This window comes from Corynebacterium sp. HMSC05H05 (assembly GCF_001807265.1).
Taxonomy (GTDB): domain Bacteria; phylum Actinomycetota; class Actinomycetes; order Mycobacteriales; family Mycobacteriaceae; genus Corynebacterium.
Map to the genome: position 1 here is coordinate 89371 of NZ_KV788391.1, position 23144 is coordinate 112514.

General features: G+C 65.5%; 16 protein-coding genes. 4 read left to right on the plus strand and 12 right to left on the minus strand.

Annotated features, from left to right (window positions below):
* Nucleotides 1–64: 64 nt before the first annotated feature.
* Entirely contained in the window at nt 65–943 is an 879-nt protein-coding gene (locus tag HMPREF3151_RS06390; protein ID WP_070474737.1) for a hypothetical protein, read from the minus strand.
* A 151-nt stretch (nt 944–1094) separates the two neighbouring features.
* Nucleotides 1095–1790: a hypothetical protein gene (locus tag HMPREF3151_RS06395; protein WP_246815219.1), complete on the minus strand. Its 696-nt coding sequence runs from the start codon at nt 1788–1790 to the stop codon at nt 1095–1097.
* A 19-nt stretch (nt 1791–1809) separates the two neighbouring features.
* Between HMPREF3151_RS06395 and HMPREF3151_RS06400 the strand changes: the two genes are divergently transcribed.
* Both HMPREF3151_RS06400 and HMPREF3151_RS06405 read left to right on the plus strand, forming a co-directional pair.
* Nucleotides 1810–2106, plus strand: a complete 297-nt coding sequence (locus tag HMPREF3151_RS06400; protein WP_070474738.1) for a rhodanese-like domain-containing protein — start codon at nt 1810–1812, stop codon at nt 2104–2106.
* Nucleotides 2107–2162: 56 nt separating this feature from the next.
* Entirely contained in the window at nt 2163–2600 is a 438-nt protein-coding gene (locus tag HMPREF3151_RS06405) for a MarR family winged helix-turn-helix transcriptional regulator (protein ID WP_070474739.1), read from the plus strand.
* Nucleotides 2601–2769: 169 nt separating this feature from the next.
* On the opposite strand, the gene HMPREF3151_RS06410 is transcribed toward HMPREF3151_RS06405, so the two are convergent.
* Entirely contained in the window at nt 2770–3714 is a 945-nt protein-coding gene (locus tag HMPREF3151_RS06410; protein ID WP_070474740.1) for a PDDEXK family nuclease, read from the minus strand.
* A gap of 256 nt (nt 3715–3970) precedes the next feature.
* On the opposite strand from HMPREF3151_RS06410, the gene HMPREF3151_RS06415 reads away from it, so the two are divergent.
* Nucleotides 3971–7780: a Pls/PosA family non-ribosomal peptide synthetase gene (locus HMPREF3151_RS06415; RefSeq protein ID WP_070474741.1), complete on the plus strand. Its 3810-nt coding sequence runs from the start codon at nt 3971–3973 to the stop codon at nt 7778–7780.
* 5 nt (nt 7781–7785) lie between these two features.
* On the opposite strand, the gene HMPREF3151_RS06420 is transcribed toward HMPREF3151_RS06415, so the two are convergent.
* The 9 genes from HMPREF3151_RS06420 to groL all read right to left on the minus strand — a co-directional run bounded on the left by HMPREF3151_RS06420 (nt 7786) and on the right by groL (nt 21343).
* On the minus strand, nt 7786–8643 hold the full coding sequence (locus HMPREF3151_RS06420; protein WP_070474742.1) for a class C sortase: 858 nt from the start codon (nt 8641–8643) through the stop codon (nt 7786–7788).
* A complete protein-coding gene (locus HMPREF3151_RS06425; RefSeq protein ID WP_070474743.1) occupies nt 8624–10045 on the minus strand; it encodes a hypothetical protein in 1422 nt (473 codons plus the stop codon). The genes HMPREF3151_RS06420 and HMPREF3151_RS06425 overlap by 20 nt, the downstream gene beginning before the upstream one ends.
* Before the next feature lie 109 nt (nt 10046–10154).
* Complete coding sequence (locus HMPREF3151_RS06430; protein ID WP_070474744.1) at nt 10155–11549, minus strand: SpaH/EbpB family LPXTG-anchored major pilin; 1395 nt, start codon at nt 11547–11549, stop codon at nt 10155–10157.
* On the minus strand, nt 11546–11674 hold the full coding sequence (locus tag HMPREF3151_RS12220; RefSeq protein WP_256365528.1) for a hypothetical protein: 129 nt from the start codon (nt 11672–11674) through the stop codon (nt 11546–11548). Before HMPREF3151_RS12220 ends, HMPREF3151_RS06430 begins: the two co-directional genes overlap by 4 nt.
* A gap of 106 nt (nt 11675–11780) precedes the next feature.
* Entirely contained in the window at nt 11781–17555 is a 5775-nt protein-coding gene (locus HMPREF3151_RS06435) for a DUF5979 domain-containing protein (RefSeq protein ID WP_141741347.1), read from the minus strand.
* Between the two features lie 415 nt (nt 17556–17970).
* On the minus strand, nt 17971–18870 hold the full coding sequence (ppk2, locus tag HMPREF3151_RS06440) for a polyphosphate kinase 2 (RefSeq protein WP_070474746.1): 900 nt from the start codon (nt 18868–18870) through the stop codon (nt 17971–17973).
* Nucleotides 18871–18976: 106 nt separating this feature from the next.
* Entirely contained in the window at nt 18977–19123 is a 147-nt protein-coding gene (locus tag HMPREF3151_RS12015; RefSeq protein ID WP_168160607.1) for a hypothetical protein, read from the minus strand.
* A 45-nt stretch (nt 19124–19168) separates the two neighbouring features.
* The gene (locus HMPREF3151_RS12225) at nt 19169–19297 is read right to left on the minus strand and encodes a hypothetical protein (protein ID WP_256365529.1); all 129 of its coding nucleotides are present in this window, start codon (nt 19295–19297) and stop codon (nt 19169–19171) included.
* Nucleotides 19298–19705: 408 nt separating this feature from the next.
* Complete coding sequence (gene groL / locus HMPREF3151_RS06445; protein ID WP_070474747.1) at nt 19706–21343, minus strand: chaperonin GroEL; 1638 nt, start codon at nt 21341–21343, stop codon at nt 19706–19708.
* A gap of 437 nt (nt 21344–21780) precedes the next feature.
* On the opposite strand from groL, the gene HMPREF3151_RS06450 reads away from it, so the two are divergent.
* Nucleotides 21781–23124 (plus strand): dipeptidase, encoded by a 1344-nt coding sequence (locus HMPREF3151_RS06450; protein ID WP_070474748.1) that lies wholly within the window; start codon nt 21781–21783, stop codon nt 23122–23124.
* The last annotated feature ends 20 nt before the right edge of the window (nt 23125–23144 follow it).

Genomic DNA, 23144 nt, shown 5'->3' on the forward strand with positions numbered 1-23144 from the left:
AGGCCCGGCTACGATCCAGCAACCGGGCCCCTGGGAGGGCAGACTAAGTTGCCCAGACCGAAATCTAGACCAGGAAGCGGCGGCCGGCCGCGAAGACAGCTGCACCCAGAACAGATGCAATCACCAGTGCAAACAGGGCGCGTGCGACAGTGTTCGAGCCAGTCTCAGCCTCGACACCACGGTTCGCGGCCGCGGCAACCTGCTGCGCAGCGATCTCGTCAGCGTGCTCAGCGCGGAGCTGGTCAGACTTCGCCTTCTCCTCCGGAGTCGGCTGCTGGTTCACGCGATCCGAGGACCCAACGAGAGTCTCGCCATCCTGGTTCAGGAAGTAGGTCACGCCAGCAATAACGACCGGGATGCCGATCGCAGCGGCAGCGATGCCCGCGATCGCACCCGGGGAAAGCTCAGCCTGCACCTCGCCGCCTGCCTCGACGTCACCTTCGACGTCAGCGCCGGCGCCGGCCTCGCCCTCAACGTCAGCCTCGCCCTCCGGTTGCGGCTCGGCCACCACGGTGCCACCAACCTCGTCGGCCGGTTCCACCGTGAGGGTTTTGCCCGGGCCCTGCGGCTGCTCCGGAGCCGGAACCTCGACAGTGCCCTCAACCGCGCCGTCGACGCCGTCGACGAGCGAGATCACGACGTCGTCCTTGGAACCATCCGGGTAGCTGATCTTCAGCTCCCCCTTTTCGGTAGCACTGACCACCGGCACGTTGTCAGCGCCAGCCGGCAGCTCGGTCTGGATGATCTCGCCGTTGACCAGCTGGAAGTAGTTGCCGTTACCGTCGGTGAACACCTTCGGCATCTCGGACTCCAAAACCTTGGTCAGCTGCTTGTACACAGCAGTGGTGTCGGTTTCGGTCTGGGCGCCGGCGGCCGGGGTCACGGAAATTGCGATCGCGCCGGCCATTGCGGCTGCGGCCAGCGTACGGATGGTGCGCTTCATTGGGGCTCCTATCGGAAAGTCTAAACCTCAGGTCGAAGGTTACGCCACAACAGTAAACACATTTCACACAAGCCTCAAGTAAAACTTCAGACTTTTTGGAAAGCAACTGTAAATGCGCAGTTCAACGCCAATATAAACGCAAAAATCTTGGCTACCGCGGCTCGAAGGCCATCTCAACTTCGTCGCCGGTCGCCGTTCCGGCCAGCTGCCACCCCACCACCGCGTTGCGCACACTGTCCGCCAGCAGGTTCGCCGGCTGGATGCAGGAAATGGTCAGCAGCCGTCCCGGCATCGGCCCCGTGCCCCAGATTTCCGCGTTGCCCGCCAGCGCACCTTTGTCCGGGTCGTGCAGGTCGGTCGCGGTGTACTTCAACCAGTCGTCGCCCGACGCCTCCGTGCGGACGAACAGCGTGTCGCCCGTGGCTACGGTGTGGCGTTCGGCTTTGCCGTCGTAAAGCTTGTTAAACACAGCATCCACCCCCGCACCTGTATGCCCCGCCACGACCACGATGTCGCTGGCATCCGTGCCCGGCAGCTCGTACGGGTAGTCCTCCCCCGTCAACGCGCAGGCTTTATCCATGCTCTTCGGGTCGATCTTGCCGTCCACCACGCGACATTCCCCCTGCTCAAACCCGGCGCGCAGCCCCAGCACCGGCACCACCATTTCCACCGGGCGCCCCTGCGCGATCGAGGCAGCAGCTTGTCGACGAGGCTCCGCCGACACCGACGTCTCCTGCTCTGGCGCTGGGGGGTCCGAAGGTTCGTCGTGAAGCAATGCCTTGAAACCTGCGCGCACCACAAGGAACAGAATCAGCAGGGCGGCAATGCGGCGGACGTGGTACTTCACGGCAGTTATCATACGAGCCATGAAGGAAGTTTCCGTAGATAAAGTCCCCGCAGGCGCGCAGCTCATCGATGTCCGCGAGCCCGACGAGTACAGCGCCGTGCGCGCCGAAGGTGCCGTGAACATCCCCCTGTCCGAGTTCGTCGCATGCACCGACGAAATCGACCCGGAGCGCGACATCTACCTGATCTGCAAATCCGGCGGCCGCAGCGCGCAGGCCGGCGAATACCTGGAGCAGGCCCGCGGCTGGGACAACGTCATCAACGTCGCCGGCGGCACCACCGCCTGGGTCGAACAAGGGCTGCCCCACCAGAATTAGTGCAGTAATTAGGCGTTCCCAATTGTTGGGCGCGGAAACGTAGTTATGATGAGGGCATGTCCGCCCTCCCCGAACTGCCATCCGCACTGGTCAAGTCCCCCCACTTCCAGGTCGAACGCGTGCGCAGACACACCAAAGACGAGGTGGAGCGCACCCTGGCCAAACACACCGCCACCATGCGTGAGTACTGGATCCTCACGTGCGTGAACGGCGAACCGATGAGCCAGCGTCAGCTGTCCGAACTGCTCGGCATCGACGCCTCCGACATGGTCCGCCTCATCGACAACCTGGAAAACAACAACTGGGTCACCCGCGAACGCGACCCGAAGGACCGCCGCCGCCAGATCGTCGCCGCCACCAAAAAGGGCACAAAGGCGCTGGCCAAACTCGCCGCAGACGTGGCCGAGGCGGAAGACCGCGCGCTCGAGGCGTCTTCCGACAAGCAGTTAAAGAGCCTGCGCAAGCTCTCCCAGGCCCTCGCGGCGGAGGAATAGGGCGCGGGATCGCGTTTCCGCCGCTTCTTTTCCGCCACTCCCGCCGCTCGTTTTCCGCGGATCCAGCTAGTAGGACCCAGCTATCTCGCTCTGAGAAGCGATTAGCTGGGTCCTACTAGCTGGATTTGGCGCGCGGGCCGGGCGGGCTCCCGGCGCGCTGGCCGTGCGGTCACGCGCGCGGCCGGTACGGCGTCGCCGGCACCGAAACCGCGCCGCGCATGTCCGCTCTCGCCTTGGCCGCGTAGAGGCGGCGGATGCACCCGGCTTCGTCGAAGATGATCTCGATGGGAAACAGGTGCAGCACCTCGTAGCCCTGCTCCTTCAGCCAGTTTTCCCGCCTGGTCATCTTCATCACCTCTTCGTGCGGCATGTCCTCGAACTTCATGTACCCGTCGATCTCGATGATGAGGGTGCCCCACAGCAGGTCAACCCGGAAACGCCTGCTCACCCACATCTGCTCCTGCGGCTGAATCCCCAGCTCGATGAGGATGACTCGGAACAGCGACTCGTACGCCGATTCCGACTTCATCGAGCTGAGCTCGAGCGCCCGGCGCGCCAGCCCCACCCCTTTCTTCCCCGCCAACCGGTTGATCGTGGCCGCCAGCTCGAGCTGAATCGACTCCTGACCAAACGGCGTCTGCTCGCGATACAGGCTGTCCATCGCCGCAACCGCGTCGCGCACTCCGTGGAACCGGGCGATGTCGACGGCGGTGCGAGGTGCCGTCGTCAGGCGAATGCTCCCGTCGCCACCTGCCGGATCGAAGGCTTCGTGCCCGAGGATGTCAATGTCTGGGACCGGGATGTTGCGGTAGATCACCCCGTCGGGCCATTGGCTTTTCGACGGCGGCCGGCCCCCTCGCTGCGCCAACTCCACAATCTCCGGGTTCTGGATCAGCACCCCGAGGCCGAGCGCCCTCGCCGCAGACCGGCCGATCAGCACGGCCTTGTGCGCGCTCACGCCGATTGCGTAGCACCGCAGGAATTCCTGCTCGTAGCGCTTCAGCCCTGCCCACTTGGTGGCAGGGACAAACTTTGTCGCAGAAAGCTGCACGCACTCTTGGTGTTCGGCGTCCCCGCGCGCCACAAGCAACGCGGCTAATTTCGCTTGATCCATCAGTCCCCCATTTTCTTGTTGTCTCCCCCGAGACCGGCCTTGACAGTAGCAGCGAGTGCGAAACCGCGCAGCGCTTCCGCGGATCCAGCTACAAGGATCCGGCTAATCGGCCCCTGGGGGCGAAAAACGAGGTACGACTAGCTGGATCCGGCCGGGGCAGCCGCCGGGAGCCGCAACACCAACAACGTGGGCAAGCGCAAATAGTTGGTATTTCCCATGATTTGCGGATTTATAGCGCGCTATTAGCCTTATCCGCATGTCTCAGGCCGACAATCCGCTTCTCCGCAGCCACCTCGCCCCGCCCGAACGCACACTTATCGACGTCCTGACGGCCACCGCCGCCGAGTACCCCGATGCCGCCGCCATCGATGACGGCGGCGCCAACTCCGCGGACGACGGTGTGCTCACCTACGCCGAATTGGTGGAGGAAATCGAGCGCCGTGCCGCCGAGATGCGCACAATGGGCGTGCGTGATGGGGGTCGCGTGGGGATCCGGATGACGTCGGGAAGCAGGGAGCTCTACCTTGCGATCCTGTCCACGATGCGCGCGGGCTGCGCGTACGTGCCGGTGGACGCGGACGACCCGGACGAGCGCGCGGAGACCGTCTTCGGCGAGGCGGACGTGGACGCGATCTGGACCGACGACGGCCTGCGGGTACTCAAGCCTGCGCAGCCGACCCCGCTCGGCGAGGTCACCCCGGACCACGACTGCTGGATCATTTTCACCTCCGGCTCCACCGGAAAACCAAAGGGTGTGGCGGTGACGCACCGTTCTGCGGCCGCGTTCGTGGACGCGGAGGCGCGCCTGTTCTGCCAGGACAACCCGCTCGGCCCGGACGACCGCGTGCTGGCTGGCCTGTCAGTGGCCTTCGACGCGTCGTGCGAGGAGATGTGGCTGGCCTGGGGCCACGGCGCGTGCCTGGTGCCGGCGCCGCGCGCGCTGGTGCGTTCGGGCCAAGACTTGGGCCCGTGGCTGATCCGCCGCGACATCACGGTCGTGTCCACCGTGCCGACCCTGGCCGGACTGTGGCCGAAGGAGGCGCTGGACAACATCCGCCTGCTCATCGTGGGCGGCGAGGCCTGCTCGCAGGAGTTGACCGACCGCCTGGCCGCCGGCCGCGAGATGTGGAACACCTACGGCCCCACCGAGGCGACCGTGGTGGCCAGCGCGAAGCAGCTGTTCCCGGGCGAGGCGGTGACCATCGGTTGGCCGCTGGACGGCTGGGATCTCGCCATCGCAAGCGACGGCGAGGGTGAACAGGGAGAGCTCATCATCGGCGGCGTTGGCCTGGCGCGCTACCTAGATCCGGAGAAGGACGCGGAGAAGTACGCGCCCATGGGCGACTGGGAGCGCGCCTACCGCACCGGCGACCACGTCAAGCTCACCGATAACGGCCTGGCGTTCATCGGCCGCGCCGACGACCAGGTCAAAATCGGCGGGCGCCGCATCGAGCTGGGCGAGGTGGAGGCCAACGTCGCAGCACTCGAGGGCGTGTACAACTCGGCCGTGGCGGTGCAGACCCTGCCGTCGGGCGACAAGGTGCTGGTGGGCTACGTCTCCCCCAACGAGGGCACTGAGCTGGACGTGCCGCAGATGCGCGAGCGTCTCGCCGAGGCCATGCCGGCAGCACTGGTGCCGCGCCTGCACGTGATGGACGAGCTGCCGATCCGCACCTCCGGCAAGGTGGACAAGAAGGCCCTGCCGTGGCCGCTGCCCGCCAGCGTGGACGCGGTCGGGCTGACCGAGACGGAAGCCTGGGTGGCCCAGCAGTGGGTCGAGGTCCTCGGCCTGGACGTGCCGGGCCGTGACGCGGACTTCTTCGAGCTCGGCGGCTCCTCGCTCGCGGCCGCCGCGCTGATCACGCGCCTGCGCGAGCGCGTGCCCACGATCGCGGTGCGCGACCTCTACGACCACCCCAGGTTGGAGACGCTTGCGTCGCTTATCGACGAGCTCACGCTCTCCAACCGCACCGCCAAGCGCGAACGCGAGGTGGAGCCCGTCGGCGCCGGCACCCGCGTGGCGCAGACTGCGCTGATGGTGCCGGTGATGACATTGAAGGCCGCCACGGCGGTGACCTGGGTAGCCATCGCTGCGAACCTGCTGGGCTTGACCGAGCTGAGCTGGTCCTGGCTGGCTGCGGCGTTTGTGGTGCTGTGCACCCCGTTCGGGCGCATCCCCGTCGGCGCGCTGGGTGCCCGCCTGATCCGCGGCCGTATTAAGCCCGGCGTGTACGCACGCGGCGGCGCGCAGCACGTGCGGCTGTGGGCGGCCGAGCGGTGGCTGGCCGCCTCGGGCGCGTTGAACATCTCCAGCGCGAACGCGGCGAAGGTCACCGCGCGCATGTTGGGCGCAACGATCGGCAAAGGTGTGGACATGCACGCCTTCGCGCCGGTGACGGGCCTGCTTTCCATCGGCGAAGGCTCCGCAATCGAGCCAGAGGTGGACCTGTCGGGCGTGTGGCTCGACGGCGACGAACTGCATGTCGGCGAGGTCCGCATCGGCGCGGAGGCACGCGTGGGCGCGCGCTCCACGCTCATGCCCGGCACCGAGATCCGCAACGGCGCGCACGTGGAGGCCGGTTCCACCGTCACCGGCCGCAAGCCGGTGAAGAAGCGCTCGCGCTGGGCGGGCTCGCCGGCCCGCAAGGTGGGTCGTTCCAAGCACCGCTTCCCCGAGAAGCGCCCGCCGCGCCGCCCGCTGTGGGCGCTTGGTTACGGCTTGACCTCGCTGTTCCTCGCGCTGTTGCCGGCCACCGCGGGCATCGCCGGCGCGGCCGCGACGGTGGGTCTGGCGCGCCTGGCGCATACCTCGTCGGTGTGGGGCCTGCTCGTGTTCGCCCCGGTCGGCGGCCTGGTCTACATCGGAGCTGGGCTGCTGTTGACGTGGCTGGCCGTGAGGGTGGCGTCGATAGGCGTAAAGCCCGGCGTGTTCCCTGTGCGCAGCGTGCATGGCTGGGCGCTGTGGACCGTGACCAGGCTTATGGACGACGCCCGCACCCGCTACTTCCCCATCTACGCAGGCCTGGCCACCCCGGTGTGGCTGCGCTCGCTGGGCGCGCAGATCGGCGAGCGCGTTGAAGTGTCCACCGCCGTGATGGTGCCGAAGCTGACCGAAGTGCGCGACGGGGCATTCCTTGCCGACGACACCATGGTGGGCGCCTACGAACTCGGCGACGGCTGGATCCGCACCGACCACACCGTGGTGGGCAAACGTTCCTTCGTGGGCAACTCCGGCATGGTCGCACCCGGCCGCAAGTTGGCGAAACAGTCGCTGGTGGCCGTGCTGTCCGCGTCCCCGAAGAAGTCCAAGGCGGGCTCCAACTGGTGGGGCTCGCCACCGGAGCGCATGCGCCGCGTCGAGGTCGAGGCCGCCGGCGAGGCAACCTACAAGCCGTCCGCGTCGCTGATGCGCAAGCGCGGCGTGGTGGAGACGCTGCGCCTGCTCGCGCCCATGACCCAGGCCGTGCTGGCTGCAGTATTCGCCGCGGGAGTGGTCACGCTGCTGGAGCGCTTCGGCTTCTGGACGTACCTCCTCGGCGGCCTGGTCTGGATGGCCGTGGGTGTGCTGGCCGTGCTGTCCGCCGTGGTGGCGAAGTGGGTGCTAGTCGGGCGCCACAAGGCTGGCGAGCACCCGCTGTACTCCTGGTTCGTGTGGCTCAACGAGCTGCAGGACCAGTTTGTCGAGGTCGTCGCCGCGCCCTGGTTCTTCAACTGGGCCTCCGGTTCCGGCGAGATGAACCTGGTGCTGCGCGCGCTGGGCGTGCGCGTGGGCCGCGGCGCGTGGATCGAGTCCTACTGGTTCCCGGAGACCGACCTGTGCGTAGTCGGCCGCGGCGCGTCGGTCGGCCCGGGCACAGTGGTGCAGACGCACCTGTTCCAAGACCGCGTGATGTCCCTGGACACGGTGTCCATCCAGGATTCGGCCACCTTGGCCGCGCACTCGGTGTCCCTGCCGGGGTCCGCGATCGGCGCCGGCGCGACGGTGGGCCCGGGCTCGCTGGTCATGCGTGGCGACGAGGTGCCGGCCATGACCGTGTGGCAGGGCAACCCCGTGGAGCCGCAGTAGAGGAGCTACTGCCGCTTCGCCTCGCGTCGCTTCTTCCGCCGGTCCCGCCAGCGTTTCCACAGGATCAGCAGGAGCACCAGCAGGATCAGCACGAGCACCGCGATCATCCACCAGGACCACACGAAGGCATCCACGGCCGGCTCCGGGGTGTCCGGGTCCAGGGGCGCGCGCTCGGCGTGCACCAGCAGACGGTCCGTGTTTAGCCCGTACGGGGTGCAGGTGATCAGCGTGAGCTTGTCCTTGCCGGGCTCGTAGGTCACGGCGTCGTAGTCGTCGGGTTTGACCACGTCGCGCGAGGTCATGCGGTAGCGCAGGCGCTGCCCCATCACGTCGATGAAGATGTCGTCGCCGGGCTTGAGCATGGGCAGCTGATCGAACATCGCCGCGTTGACCATGCCGGTGTGCGCGGAGATCACCGCGTTTGTGCCGTCGCCGCCCACAGGCAGGGTGGAGCCGTACATGTGCCCGGCGCCGTCGTACAGCACGTCAGGCCTGGTGGTGTGGTACACGGGCAAGTCCACGTTGATGCGCGGGATGCGCACGCGCGCCATCACGCGGTAGCTCTCCGGCAGGGTCAGCTGGGACATGTAGTCGTCGAAGCCCGGGTCGTCGTCGCGCGGTACACGTGCGTGCGGCCCCTTCGCCAACAAACGCTGGTTGTACTGGTGTGCCAGTTCCAGCTGCTGCGCCTTGGCGTCGTCGCTAAGCTCCTGCACCGCCCCCGCATATTCCTCGTTTTGCTGGATCTGCCGGTACTGCGCGGACAGCGTGGACGCGATCGGGTACAGCAGCAGCAGCGCCCCCAGGATCAGCACGATCCAAGAGACGGCGTTGCTGCGGCGCTTACTCCTCTTCGTTGTCATTGCGCCTACGCAAGAAGAGTCCGAGGAGGATCAGCAGCACGGCGAGCCCGGTGATGCCGATGACGCTCGCGCCGGTGGACGCGAGGTCGCCGACGCGCTCGCCTATCGACGGTGTCCCGTCCCCCTCACCTCTTTTCACCACTGTCTCAGTCACAGTGGCCGGGGAACCGTCCGCCCGCGTGGTCTCGCGGGTGACCACCTCGGTGACGGAGGCGTCGGACGGCATGGCACTGGTTGGGGTTCGGGTCTCGGTTTCGGTCTCGGTGCTTCGCTGGTCGTCGTCGGTGACGGTGGTGGTTGCCGCGGCAGCGTCGAAGCACTTTCTTCGCTCCACCACGTTGATGTGGTTGACGTGCTCGACCGTGACGGGCGCGCGGGTGGCGTCCATGCCGTCTGCAGTCAACGTGGCGGTGGTGGCGAGGTCCCCGAGCGTGGCATCACGCACCGGGCCGCTGCCCCAGGGCTTCTTATCGTTCGCCTTCGCCGGCACCCAGGTTTCCACCGTGGTGGCGGGGTCCGCCGACTTCGCGCGGGCGAGCTTAGCCAGGCCCGCGCTGGTGAGCGTGAAGGTCGCCTCGTCGTTGCCCTGCTGCTGCTCGTCGTAATCCTCGCCGCGTTTCAGCTCGGTGCTCTTGCCCGCGCCGTGGATGGTCAGGCGCGGGGCTTGGAGCTTGTTTACCGGCTGCTCCTTGCGCGCCGTGCCCGGCACCTGCTTGGAGGGTGTCGCCGCCGCTGCATCGAAGCGCAGCACCTGGTCGCCCTGCGCCACCACGCTGCGGGGGCCGCCGTTGTCCCACTGCACGGTGTGGCCCCGCGAGAACTCCAAGGTCAGCACGTACTGGTTCAGCGTGCCGTCCGTGGAGAGGTTGGGCACGGTGGAGACAAAGTCGTACTCCACATACGTCCCAGGCGCTGCGGCTTCCTTCCATTCCAGCGTGTTGCACGCCGTCAGCGGGTCCACGCTGATCCCCAGCTCCTGCGCCTTCGGTGCCACCACCTGCGCCGGCTTGTCCGGGGTCACCGCCACCACGAACGGGGCGTAGGACACGCGCGCGTCCTGCGTGTCCGGGTTGTCCGCCACCCGCACTAGGTACACGCCGGTGCTGAGGCCCGTGAAGGTGGCGGTGCCTTCCTTCGACACTTTGGTGTCCACCTTGCGCAGGCGGTCGGGGTGGTCGCGTGTGATCGCCGGGATGTCCAGGGATTGGAGGTTGTCGGGGGTGGGCCGAAGGTCGTCGATAAGCAACAGCTCCACATCGCGGTCCCCGATGCGCGCGAACCAGTCCGCGCCGACGCTTTCGCGGAGATCGACCCGCAGGTCGGCGGCGGAAGCGGTGGGCGCGCAAGCAAGGAAGGCAGCGGCGAGCGCGGCGGCGAGCCTGGGTGCCGTGCGTGAGTGCATGGTGTCCTTCCTTGTCATAGTGAGAGCTTGTACGGATGGTGAATGGCGGATGGTGAAAATGCGCCACTTTGGGGCATCTTCACCATTTGCGATTCACCATCTGCGCGCCTTAGGCGTTGCGGCGGCTCAGCTGGTACGCAGCGCCGCCGCCGAACAGCACGAGACCCAGCGCCAGGATGTAGAGCATGGTGCGCTCACCGGTCGCAGGCAGGCGGCCCCAGATGTTGTCCTTCACGTCGTTGACCGCGACGGTGTACACGGGGCGGGTGGTGTCGGTGCCCTCCGTGGTGCGGGTGAGCAGCTGCGGGTCCGGGTTGAGCAGGTAGCCGGCCGGGGCCTTGGTCTCAACTGCGCAGTACTGCACGGTCGGGTTGAGCTGCATGCCAAAGCCGGACGCCACGGCGGCCTTCGCGGAGGCAACGTCGCCGCCCTGGGCGGTGAAGGAGGTCTCGATCTTGGTGCCGTCTGCGGTTGCGGTGCCCTTGATCGCCGTGGCGTCCTTGGCCACCTTGTAGCCGTCGCCCTCCGGTGCGCAGGGGTAGATCTCGAACTCGGCGCCGTTGCCGGTCTTTTCGTCCTCCACCGCATTGCCGTTGAGGGTCTTGGTCACCTCGACGTTGGCGTACTGCGTGGTGGTGTCGTTGGTGTCCTGGTCGCCGTCCTTGGTGGTCTCCGGCTTGGTCGAAATCGGCTCGTCGCGGTTGGGCACGTAGACGTTGGCGGTGTTGTTGATCTTGCCGTTTGCCGGGATCGCGTTGACCTTGGCCTTGAACACCACCTGGGCAGTCAGGCCCGGGTTCTCGCCGCGCAGGGTCTCCAGGCGCTGCAGGCCGGCCTCGGTGAACTCGACGGTGAGGTTCTGGCCGTCGTTGGTGATGGTGTAGTCGCCGGACTGCAGGGCAGCGTCCACCCCGTCCTTGGCGCCGATGAGGGAAACGGCAGCAGAGTCGGCGACGTAGGTCAGTTCTTTCTGCAGGTCATCGGTGATTCGGAAGCGGCTGATGGTGCGGGTGCCGTCCTGCAGCACATCGCCGGCCGGGACCGGTGCCTTGACGGTGTAGGTGATTTCGTCGCCGACGTTTGCGTTCGCGTCGTCAGCGGCCTTGGTCGGGTCCAGCTTCTGGTTCTTCGGGGAGATGGTCGGGGTGTAGGTGAGGGAACCGTCCTCCTGCGTCAGCGGCAGGGTGACCAGGAAGGGGGCGGCGACGGTGTAGTTGCCGTTGGTCTTTTCGGTGACCTTGTAGATGCCCACCTTGAGGTTGTCGAACTTGGCGATGCCGTCAGCACCGGTCTTTTTGTTCTGGGCGGTGAACGTGTCGTCCAGCGTCGCTTCATCGGCGCCTGCGTTGACGATATCGCCGGCTTCCTTCCAGCCGGCGGCGGTGTTCAGCCCGTTTTTCATCTGCACGCGCTCGATGGTGAATTCGGTGCCCGCGACATCGCCGGTGGCGTTACCCGGGTCGCCTTCCTGCTTGTGGATGGTCAGGCTCGCCGTCTTGTTCACGTCAACGGCCTGGTGTTCTGGGCGACCGCGACAGGCGCGAGGTCCGGGGCGACGGCGAGCGGGGTGGCGGTTGCGAACGCGGCCGCGGCTGCGAGCGCGAAGGTCTTCTTTGTCAGGTTCGACATGGTTGCAGTTCCTTTTCTGGAGGGGTGTGTGTGGAGTTGGTTTTGGGAATTACATGTGCCGGTTTAGGAGAGCCCGTACACCGTCCGCTTGTAGCGGGCGAATTTTCTACATCTCAACGAGCTCACCGCCTTCCGCGCGCTCGTCGCGGCGGCTCACCCGCCAGGCGCCCCAGCCGAACAGCGCCAGGCCGAGCAGCAGGAACAGGACGAGGGTCTGCTCACCGGTTTCGGGGAGCAACATGCTTATCGACGCCGAAGGTTTCAACGCCCCCTGCGCATCGTTCGCCGTCACCGTCTGGGTCGCCCCGCCGGCGTTCGCGGTGGCGGAGACCGTCACGGCGGCGTCGCCTTCAGACGGGTAGCGCCACGTCTCGTTGGCGCCCGCCGGGATGGAAACGTTGAAGGTGCACGAGAACTCTTCGCCGGCGGCCAGCTCGGTGGTCGGGCAGATGCTTGGCGGGACGACACCGTCGTCGCCGATGCGCACGACCGACGTGCCGCGGGTGACGTCGAGGCCGGCGAGCGAGGGGTCCGTCACCGTGAAGTCCTTCAGCGGGAATTCGCCGGTGTTGGTCACGGTGTAGGTCATCCGCATGGACGCCGCGTCGTGGCGCAGCAGCGTGGTGCCGAAGGCGTCGCCGGTCAGCTGGCCGAGCGGGGTGCCGTCGATACGCTTCTGTGCTCTCAGGCCTGGGAAGGTGTTCTTCGCGGTGAGCGACCAACGGTCGCCGGAGCGGGCGAGGTCCTTCGGGTCGGAGACCGGCTGTGCGGTGAACACCACCGAGTCGGTGTCGCCTTCAAGCGGGGTGACCAATTCACCGTTGGACACCACCTGGAACACCGATGCTGCGTCCGGGTTGCCGTCGTCGAGCTCGTCCACGGCGCAGTCGCTGTCGACCGGAACGTCCGCGATGGTGTGGGTTTCGCCGGCGCGCAGCTGGAACTTTTCGCCGTGACCCGAGCACGACTGGTGGAACGTGAACGTGCCGGAGTTCGGCCCGGCGGCGGTCTTGGTGAACGCGACGTCGTAGTGGGCGCGCGGATGGTAGATGTCCGCGCCGACGGTCAGGACGGTCTCCGCGGACGGCAAGTTCGCTGCGGTGGCGAAGGTGTGCGAGTACACCTTGTCCGAGTCGCTCACCTCGTCCGCGGCGAGGTTGGACAGGGATCCGGTTGGCAACGAGGGCGAGCCGCTCCCCCACGTGGCGTACTGCGCCAGCGGGGTACGCGCACCATTTGTCACCTCGAGCTCGCCGCGTGCGGCGAGCGCCGGGCTGCCGGTGAGGTCGAGCGTGCAGTTCGCGCCCACTGGCAGGTCCACGACCTGTCCGCCCGCCGGGGCTTCAAAGGTGCGGGGCATCTCCGAGCCTGACAGGGCGGTCAGCGGGAACTGACTGGTCACCGAGGTCTTCGCGGGGTCGTCGCAACGCAGCTGCGCGGTGTAGCCCGCCTCATCCGCGCCGGCGAAGTAACCGGAATTGAACACCGCCAGGCGCACCGGGGTGGTGCGTCGCTCCACCTTGTTCACAAAGTGGAGGTCCGCCGGTGCGGTCTCGCCCGGATTGGGGGCGTAGCCGCGCACAATCTTCTGCTCCGGGGCGATGGTCAGCGCCTCCGGCACGTTTTCCGCATCCTGCTCGTTGAACGTGCACAGCGACCCGGCGGGCACCTTCGCCTCGCCGGAGACAAACGCGCCGTCGGTGAAGTCACCCTTGCGGATGCTCGCCGGGATGACGTAGCCGTCTTCCGGGCGCAGCTTCTCCGGGATGAAGGAGGTCTCGCCCACCGAGCTGGTCTGATAGCCGATCGCCTTGCACTGCAGCGTGAAGTTGAAGGTGTAGTCCTCTGGGATTTCGTCGAGGTTGCCCGCCGCGCCGGCGAGGTCCTTGCTCAGACGCACCGCGGAGGTTTCGTACTCGTAGTGGTTGTCCAGGCGGACATGGTTGTTGGCCGGGTCGTCCACGGTGAGGAATACCGGCGAGGTGGTCGTGCCGTTGTCCAGCTTCTGGTCCGGGTACGCGTTGCCGCCTTCGCGGTCCACAACCCAGTCCACAAAGGCCGGGCGCAGGAACGCCTTCAGGTCGTCCTGGCCGTCGTTCATCGCTAGGGCGAGGGAGCCGAACTTATCGCCGGTGAGTTGGCAGTCGGCGCCGACCGGGACGCCGTCGAAAAGCGCAGTGCCCTCACCCTTGATGGACTTCTGCTGCTCTTGCAGCACCGCGGTGTCGCCCGTCTCGGGGTCGCGGCACACGAGGGTGAACGCGTGGTTGTACAGCGCGTCCTGCAGGTCCTTCCCGGCATTCGCGTACTGGGTGCGGATGCTGTCGGTGGGAAGGATCGCTTCCTTGTCCAGCTGGATCTGGGTGACTCGGCGGGAGTATGTGTTGATGAACAGCAGCGTCGTGCCGCCGTCGCCGACGACGAAGTCGGCCGTGCCGCCGGCCACCGGCGCGCCGTCCACAGTCACGGACTTGTCCAACGTGATGCCCACCGCGGTGGAGGTTTCCCCTTCGGTGGCGGTGCAGCTGGAACCGACCGCAGCCTTCGTGCCGCCGGGCTCTTGGCCCTGCTGCACCGTGGTGGACAGACGCGGGCCTTCGGTGCCGTCCGGGTTGGTGCACGTCAACGTCACGGGGAACACGCGGTTGGTCTTGATGTCGCGGCGGGGCTTGGAGATCAGGTTGTCCGGGTCGTTGAACCGCACTTCCTTGGTCCCCTGCACCGGTGCCTGGATCAGGTCGTACTCGTGGTGCACATCCATGGTGGACTGCTTGCCGATGGTGAACTGCCCGTTGGCGCCCACGTCCTTGCTCCCGCCAGTGTCAGCGGCATACAGGTACTCGGAGGTGTTGCTGATCGGGTACTGCCGCCCGTCCTTCGTGGTGCGGGTCGCGCTGTCGCCGCGTTCCGCGAGCGTGCATTGCGTGCCCTGCGGCACCTGCCCGGCGGTGAACTCGGCGCTTCCGCCGGGGGCAAGGTCGAAGGTGTCGCTGAAGCCGTTGTCGCAGGTGAGCTCATAGCTTAACGACGATGGCGCCAGCGTCGCCCGACCACCAGTGCGCAAATTGACCGTCAGTCCATTGCCCGCCGGCGTGAACGTGTTGGTCACCGTGGCGGTGGTGGTGTCCTGGGAAATCGTTGGAGTGACGTTCTGCACGTCCGTGCTGAACAGGATGCCGCCCGCGACCTGCGGGGTGTCCTCCGTGAAGGTGCAGGTGTTGCCGTATGGCACGCCCATGTTGCCGCCGAGGTCGTTTGCCGCGGCGTCGTCCGCCTGGAGCGTGACGGTGCCGTTCGCCGCGACGGTTGCGCGGCCGGTGAGCTCGACGGAACGGGACTGCCCAGCCACACCGGTGGCCACGTTGCGCGTCCCGCAGCGGAACGAGAACGCGTACGTGCTGGGAAGTCTGCCGGTGACGGTGGAGTTGACCACCTTGTTCAACTGCACCTTGCCCAGCTTCGGGTCGAAGGTGTTGATCACCGTGACCAGGTTGCGGTCTGTGCCGGAGACCTGCCGGATGGTGTGGACCGCCTTGTCTTTCGCTTGCGCGTTGGTCAGCGTGGTCACTTGGTCGCTGGCGCTGGACGCGCTGACCTGCGCACCGATGAACTTGGTGTTCGCGGTTCCGCCCGGTTCGTCTTCCCACACCTTGCACGCGGCGTTGGCCGGCACGCCCTCGACAACCGCTTCACCGTCGGAGCCGGTTAGTGTGACGGTCCCCTCCTTCGCGGGGCGGCCAGCGACCTCGCACTTGTAGTGCACCGTGTAGGACAGCTTGGACACATCCGCATCGCCAGCGGCGAGACCGTTGACCTGGTTCCGGATGTGCAGGGGGAACGTGAGGTAGGCGTAGCTCGTGGTGAAGTGAAGCTCAGGCGTGACGTCCTCGTGGAGCGTGAAGTAGTACTCCGCGCCCGACGGGTTCAGCGGCGCGCCGGCGAGCTGGGCATCGCGGCCGGTGAACTCGATGGTCTTTCGCTGCTCCTCGGTGAGGTCCGTCAGCGGCGTGATCGAGCAATCCCGCTCCACCGGGATGTTGTCCAGGGTGACGGAGTTGGACGGCTTCGCCTGGGTCAGATCCAGCGTGAATTCTCGGCTGATGTTGGTCCCGGCGCACGTCAGGTTGAAGCGGTAGGTCCCGCCAACCTTGCCGTCTGTGACCGGGTCTCCGACGATCGTCTTGCTGAAGACGAGCTTGCCCGGCGTGTACGTGTAGGAGTTGTTGGCGTTTGCCGAGCCGATAGCCGTGGGAGCAGCCGCCGTGGTTGGCAGCTGGACCGTCACCGGTGCCGAAGCGGACGGCGCAGCCGTGCCGTTCCACGACAGGGTGAGTTTCGTTCCGGCAGGCGGCGCCGGGACCTTCTCCGTGATGGTGCAGGTGCTGCCCTGGGGCAGGTTGTCCACGCTGGCGGAGCGCCCCTTTTCCACAACAACGTCGTCTTCGAGCTTGACGTCGGGGTAGGCAGCTTTGAACCCTTCGGGCACGGTGCACTTGTAGTGCAGCGTGTACTTCTGCAAGCTGTTTTCCGCGAAGTTCGCGGCGTTGCCATCCACCGTCTTTGCCAGGTTGAGCTTGGCGGGTTTGAACCTGGATTCCCAAGTGACCGAGCAGTTAGGGACACGGGTTTCGGCCGCGGGGATCAGCAGCGTCGACGTGCCGGTCTGGGCGTTTTCCGTCAGCGTGTAGCCCGTAGGCACCGCCCCCTTGCGGATGTGGTAGGTTTCGCTGTTCGTTCCGCCCGAGGTGAGGGTGCACTTCCACACTGGGTCGTAGCGGACGAACGCGCGGTCCGCCGGGTTAAGCGTGGAGGTGTAGCCCAGCTGGTCCAGCGGAACGCCGTTGGAGCCGATGCGGCGAAGCGCCGTGGTGGAGCCGCCCGCCGGGGTCGACAGCGTCGTCCGGTTGGAGCCGTCCTGCAGAAACGCCGAGTAGCTGGCGGTCCGTTCCGTGGGGTCCGCCACCTTCTCAAACGCATCCTGCACCTTGGCGGAGCCGTCTTTGTCGAAGGCGATGCGGCTCAGCGCGATGCCGATAGCCACGCCCTGCGTTCCGGCACTGTTGGAACCCATGCTGACCTGCAGCGTCTTCGGGTTGTCCACGCTCACCACCCACGTGCCGTAGGTGCCGGTGGCCTGGGAGAAACAGACAAAACCGCGGTCGCGACCGTCGGACATACTGCCCCAGTTTTGTGGTTCTGGTCCAGGACCGAACTGCGAGTTTCTGCCGCCGGTGCACGCATCCTTCGCGTTCAGCGGGGTGAGACGGATCGGCTGGCCCACGGTCCCGCCGTCGACGCTGATCATTTCGCCGACACCGCCGGCACCGGTGGACTCGCCGTCCACCACCGCAAAGCGATACGACGCGAGCGGATCGACAACACCGTTTCGCTTCACCACAATGTTCGACAAAGTGAAACGGGCAAAGGGGCTACCCGACCCTTCCATCTGCAAGATGTCCTGCGACGTCGAGCTCGGATAACGCTCAAAGAAACCCGTGCCGGCTTTCGCAAATGCTGTGCCAGACCAGCTGGGGTTGGAATTCGCGGTGAACTGGGTGCTGGTGTTTCTCGTTTCAATGCCGAGGTTGAAGGTGATGGTGTAATCGCCCACCCTCTTCGTCTTTGCGCCCGGTGTGGTCAAGTCCGACACATCCAGCCAGCACATTTGGTTGGCCCATGTCTCGGCAACTCCCGTGCCTCTGCGGAACGAGCAGTCCCCGAAGTTCACGCCGTCGCTCGACGCAGTTTGCGCTTCTGCCTGCTGCACTCCCGGGGACACGACGCCCGCGACAAGCAAGATCGCGGCGAGGAACAGCGCTGCCCACACAGCCGCGGCGCCATGCTGGCGGCGGCTGGAAGCGGGGTGGCCAGTCTGAGACATGCATCCTCGGATCATTGTGAACTTTTCAATAACGCCATGGATGCTACGCGGGAAACGTGAAGATGAAAACACGGAGAAATCAGCATTTTAAAAGTTGGACACGCCGGCTCTTCACAGCCCTCTCCCAGCCCCTCGGCTGGGCAGCTCATTTCCGCACGTTAAGAGATTATGCAACTCACGTCAGAGCTCTGCCTTGAGGGGACGACCCCCTTCGCACGCGTCCCATCGCCCACGTGTTTTCCGTCACCACCCGCTGAACACCCCAAAGATTTCGAGTTCCACCTTTCGAAGATCAGCCCAATTTCCATGGTTTTCGAAATCCGCTCTTCGAAACCTTTGGGCAGCCGCCCCCCACGGATAGACAGCAAAACGCCCGGCTGACGGAATCAGCCGAGCGTCGAAAAGCGATAAGCCCCTAGTCCCCGATCTGGTCGCGGCCACGCTTCACAATCAGCGGATCCGGCTCGCCAACGACGTCGTGGTCCTTGTTCGTGTATTCGAACTTGGACAAGATGTAGCGCATCGCATTGAGGCGGGCGCGCTTCTTGTCGTTGGACTTAATGGTGATCCACGGCGACTCGTCCGTATCCGTGTAGCGGAACTGCTCTTCCTTGGCGCGGGTGTAGTCCTCCCACTTATCCAGGGACGCTAGGTCCATCGGCGAGAGCTTCCACTGGCGCACCGGGTCCACCTGACGGATAGCGAAGCGGGTGCGCTGCTCCTTCTGGGTCACGGAGAACCAGAACTTGGTCAAGGAGATGCCGGAGCCGAGGATCATGTTCTCCAGCATCGGCACCTCGCGCAGGAACTCGGCGTGCTGGGATTCGGTGCAGAAGCCCATGACGCGCTCGACGCCAGAGCGGTTGTACCAAGAGCGGTCAAAGAAGACGATCTCGCCGGCCGACGGGAAGTGCTGGATGTAGCGCTGGAAGTACCAAGAGGTGGACTCGCGCGGCGACGGTTTCTCCAGCGCCACGGTGCGCGCACCACGCGGGTTGAGGTGCTCATTAAAGCGCTTGATGGTGCCGCCCTTGCCGGCTGCGTCGCGGCCCTCGAAGAGGATGATGTGTCGCTGGCCGGTGTCCTTGGTCCAGTTCTGCCACTTCAGCAGCTCAATCTGCAGGGCGCGCTTTTCCTTCTCGTAATCGTCGCGGGACAGACGCTCGTCGTAGGGGTAGTTCTCGCGCCACGTCTGGATGGCGGTGCCGTCCGGCATGAGCAGGACCGGATCGTCCTCGTCGGTGTCGTCCACTACCCAGCCCTCGGTCTGGGCGAGGTCGATCATCGGCAGTTCGTCGTCTTTATTGTCAGCCATGTCTTCCAGTCTATTCGGCGCGGGCACGGTATGCCGGAGAAGTATCCGGATATGCAAAAAAGGCCCCGCCGCTTTGCGACGAGACCTTCGGCTATGCGCGTTACAGTTACGCGATCAGGCCGATCAGCTCAGCGATGTTGCCAGCAAGGCCACCGAGGTTCTTGAGCAGGTCGAGCAGAGCGCCCGGAACCTGGGTGACACCGTTGTCGCCGTTACCGGAGGAAAGTGCAACCCAGTTGTTCAATGCTTCCATGATGATTCTCCTTTAAAGAAAGTTTGTGTCGAGTGAGGTGAAGGCTTACTTGGAGACCTTGTCAGCGAAGTCCTTGATGGTCTTCGGGGTCTTCTGGAACAGGTCCACCAGGTTGGTGGAGAAGGTCTTGAAGGTCTTCAGCTGCTTCTGGATGGCCTTGAGATCGAAAGGCATTGATTTCCCCTTTTCGATAGGTGCCAGTGTGTGTCTGGCAAAACTTGACAGGTACTGACACCCAACGGGCGTCACAGGAGGAATTTTGCCACATCAACCAGCTACGTCAAGCGCTTTCTGAAAACTAGATTTGCGCCACACAGGAAGCTTCAAGCTGGCAGACGTTCACCGAAACGTAACCTTTTCGCGACTGAGCCGATAACCTGCTTCGACCGAAAATCGAAAGTTAACACCAATTGAATATCCCGCCGAACGTGTAACTCAACCGGTTTCACGGACGATCTGTACACGCCAAAAATTCCTCCCCTCCGTGACTTTTTACACCATTCCGGGGGTGCGCCAGAGGGGCGTCGATAGGCAAGAAAAAAGCGCGCCCCGAAGGACGCGCTTTCACACCTTAAGGCTGATTTACATCATGCCCATGGCTTCCGGGTCCATGCCCGGGTTCGCACCAGCCGGCTCCGGCTTATCGGCCACGACAGCCTCAGTGGTGAGGAACAGCGCGGCGATGGACGCGGCGTTCTGGAGCGCAGAGCGGGTCACCTTCGCCGGGTCAGCGATGCCGCTGGACAGCATGTCCACGTACTCGCCGGTGGCGGCGTTGAGGCCCTCGCCGTCCGGGAGGTTGGCAACCTTGTCGGCCACCACGCCCGGCTCCAGGCCAGCGTTCAGAGCGATCTGCTTCAGCGGGGCGGACAGGGCCTCGCGGACGATCTTCACGCCGGTGGCCTCGTCGCCCTCCAGGCCGAGGTCGTCGGCGAGCTCGTTAGCAGCCTGCAGCAGTGCCACGCCACCGCCGGCGACGATGCCCTCCTCAACGGCAGCCTTCGCGTTGCGCACAGCATCCTCGATGCGCAGCTTCTGCTCCTTCAGCTCCACCTCGGTGGCGGCGCCGACCTTGATCACCGCAACGCCGCCGGCCAGCTTGGCCAGGCGCTCCTGCAGCTTCTCGCGGTCGTATTCGGAATCGGAGTTGTCGATCTCGGCGCGGATCTGCTTCACGCGGCCGTCGATCTGCGCCTGCTCGCCGGCGCCCTGGACGATAGTGGTCTCGTCCTTGGTCACCACAACCTTGCGGGCCTGGCCGAGCAGCTCGATGCCGGCGGTCTCCAGGGACAGGCCAACCTCCTCGGAGATGACCTGGCCGCCGGTGAGGATCGCAAGGTCCTGCAGCATCGCCTTGCGACGATCACCGAAGCCCGGCGCCTTCACCGCAACCGACTTGAAGGTGCCGCGGATCTTGTTCACCACGAGGGTGGACAGGGCCTCACCCTCGACGTCCTCGGCGATGATCAGCAGCGGCTTGCCGGACTGCATGACCTGCTCCAGCACCGGCACGAGCTCCTTGACGTTGGAGATCTTGCCGGAGACCAGCAGGATGTACGGATCCTCCAGCACAGCCTCGCCGCGCTCCATGTCGGTGGCGAAGTATGCGGAGATGAAGCCCTTGTCAAAGCGCATGCCCTCGGTGACCTCGAGGTCCACGCCGAAGGTGTTGGACTCCTCAACCGTGATCACGGATTCCTTGTTCACGGCACCGTTGCCCACGGCGTACATCGCCTCGGCAATCTTCTTGCCGATCTCCGGGTCGGACGCGGAGATACCGGCGGTGGAAGCGATCTCCTCCTGGGTCTCAACTTCCTTGGCCTGGTCCAGCAGGTACTTCGACACCTTGTCGGTGGCGGCCTGGATGCCGCGCTTGATGCCCATCGGGTTGGAGCCAGCCGCAACGTTGCGCAGGCCCTCGCGCACGAGCGCCTGAGCGAGCACGGTAGCGGTGGTGGTGCCGTCGCCAGCGACGTCGTCAGTCTTCTTCGCAACTTCCTTGACCAGCTCGGCGCCGATCTTCTCGTACGGGTCCTCGAGGTCGATCTCGCGAGCGATGCTCACGCCGTCGTTGGTGATGGTCGGGGCGCCCCAGGACTTCTCCAGCACCACGTTGCGGCCCTTCGGGCCCAGCGTGACCTTTACTGCGTCAGCCAGCGTGTTCAGGCCGGTTTCCAGGCCACGGCGCGCTTCCTCGTCGAATGCAATCATCTTTGCCATGCGAGTGTGTCACTCCTTGTATATAGGCGTTCGTGGACGATCACTCAGGTCGTCGGTGCAAGCAGGCGCCCGCGACGGCACGGCTGACGAGTGGTCTCAGCCTCACCCGCTTTGTTCGTTTATTGGCACTCGGTTTGCGTGAGTGCCAGCCACATTTTTAGCACTCGACGGGGGTGAGTGCAAGGAACGCAAGGGCGCGTGGTTGTGCCGGGGCGAGGATGCTTACCGGTTCGAGGATGCTTACCGGTTCCAGGATGCTTACTGCAGGATGCTTACTTCTCGAGTAGCGCGGGCTGGCACGCCGAGGGTTACTCGAACAATAAGCATCCTGGGGTAAGCATCTAGCCGGGTAAGCATCCTGCAGCCGAAGTCCGGCCAAACACCGCCCCCCCCCAATACCGCCAAACCGGCCCCGCCAACGCTGCTAGCGTGGTGCCATGACTACGCAGAACTACACACCCCAACGCGACCGCATCTTCAACGACCTGTCCAAGCTCGTCTCTTTCAACTCGGTGCACTCCACGCCTGAGCTGGCGGACCAGCACGAGGACGCTTGCGCCTGGACGGTCAAGGCCCTGGAGGATCTGGGGCTGGACGTGACTCGCTACCCCACTGTGGATGACGCGGACACGATCGTCGCAAAGCGTGAGCCCAAAAACGGCGCGCCGACGGTGCTGTTGTACTCCCACTACGATGTCGTCCCCGCGAACAACCCGGACGCCTGGACGAACAGCCCGTTCGAGCTGACCGAGCGAAACGGACGCTGGTACGGCCGCGGCGCCGCAGACTGCAAGGGCAACCTGGCCATGCACCTGGAGGCGCTGCGCCTGCTGGAGGAAAACGGCGGCACTGACCTAGGCCTGAAGGTTGTGGTCGAGGGCTCCGAGGAGCTCGGCGGCAAGGACGGCCTGGGCAAGCTCATCGTGGAAAAGCCGGAGGTCTTCGAGGCGGACGCGATCCTCATCGCCGACTCCGGCAACGTGGCAGTGGGCGTGCCCACGCTGACCACCTCGCTGCGCGGCGGCGCGCAGGTGAAGGTCACGGTGGAGACGCTGGCGAACCAGGTCCACTCCGGCAGCTACGGCGGCGGCGCCCCGGACGCCGCGCACGCGCTCGTGGTCATTGCGAACTCGCTTTTCGACGAACACGGCCGCACCACGATCGACGGCGTGGACACCACCACGAAGTGGGACGGCGACGCATACGACCGCGAGTCCTTCCGCAAGGACGCCACCGTGCTCGAGGGCGTGCAGCTGCTCGGCACCGCGGACGATGAGCCGGCCGACCTGGTGTGGGCCCGCCCGGCAGTGACCATGATCGGGTTCACCTCCACCCCGGTTGCTGAGGCGATGAACGCGGTGAACGCCCGCGCGGAGGCCCAGTTCAACCTGCGCGTGCCGGCCGGCCAGAGCGCCGCCGAGATCGCGCAGAAGATGGAGGAGCACATCAAGTCCCACACCCCGTGGGGTGCCAAGGTCGAGGTTGAGGTCAGCGGCGTCAACGAGCCCTTTGCGACGGATCCGTCGGCAGGTGCTGTGGCCGCACTCGGTGAGTGCCTCAAGGAGGCCTACGGCGCAGACAAGCTGTCTGTGGTCGGCTCCGGCGGCTCGATCCCGCTGACCATCACGCTGCAGAACACCTTCCCGGATGCGGAGATCGCGCTCTACGGCGTGGAGGAGCCGATGTGCGGCATCCACGGCGTGGACGAATCCGTGGATCCGACGGAGATCGAGCGCATCGCGGTGGCGGAGGCCGCTTTCTTGCAGCGTTTCGGCAAGTAGCACTAAAAATCGCTACAGTT

Bases quoted from the DNA above. Each gene is read 5' to 3' on its own strand.
- HMPREF3151_RS06390 (WP_070474737.1), bottom strand. From the start codon at position 943: ATGAAGCGCACCATCCGTACGCTGGCCGCAGCCGCAATGGCCGGCGCG.
- HMPREF3151_RS06400 (WP_070474738.1), top strand. From the start codon at position 1,810: ATGAAGGAAGTTTCCGTAGATAAAGTCCCCGCAGGCGCGCAGCTCATC.
- HMPREF3151_RS06405 (WP_070474739.1), top strand. From the start codon at position 2,163: ATGTCCGCCCTCCCCGAACTGCCATCCGCACTGGTCAAGTCCCCCCAC.
- HMPREF3151_RS06410 (WP_070474740.1), bottom strand. From the start codon at position 3,714: ATGGATCAAGCGAAATTAGCCGCGTTGCTTGTGGCGCGCGGGGACGCC.
- HMPREF3151_RS06415 (WP_070474741.1), top strand. From the start codon at position 3,971: ATGTCTCAGGCCGACAATCCGCTTCTCCGCAGCCACCTCGCCCCGCCC.
- HMPREF3151_RS06420 (WP_070474742.1), bottom strand. From the start codon at position 8,643: ATGACAACGAAGAGGAGTAAGCGCCGCAGCAACGCCGTCTCTTGGATC.
- HMPREF3151_RS06425 (WP_070474743.1), bottom strand. From the start codon at position 10,045: ATGCACTCACGCACGGCACCCAGGCTCGCCGCCGCGCTCGCCGCTGCC.
- HMPREF3151_RS12220 (WP_256365528.1), bottom strand. From the start codon at position 11,674: ATGTCGAACCTGACAAAGAAGACCTTCGCGCTCGCAGCCGCGGCCGCG.
- HMPREF3151_RS06435 (WP_141741347.1), bottom strand. From the start codon at position 17,555: ATGTCTCAGACTGGCCACCCCGCTTCCAGCCGCCGCCAGCATGGCGCC.
- ppk2 (WP_070474746.1), bottom strand. From the start codon at position 18,870: ATGGCTGACAATAAAGACGACGAACTGCCGATGATCGACCTCGCCCAG.
- HMPREF3151_RS12015 (WP_168160607.1), bottom strand. From the start codon at position 19,123: ATGGAAGCATTGAACAACTGGGTTGCACTTTCCTCCGGTAACGGCGAC.
- HMPREF3151_RS12225 (WP_256365529.1), bottom strand. From the start codon at position 19,297: ATGCCTTTCGATCTCAAGGCCATCCAGAAGCAGCTGAAGACCTTCAAG.
- groL (WP_070474747.1), bottom strand. From the start codon at position 21,343: ATGGCAAAGATGATTGCATTCGACGAGGAAGCGCGCCGTGGCCTGGAA.
- HMPREF3151_RS06450 (WP_070474748.1), top strand. From the start codon at position 21,781: ATGACTACGCAGAACTACACACCCCAACGCGACCGCATCTTCAACGAC.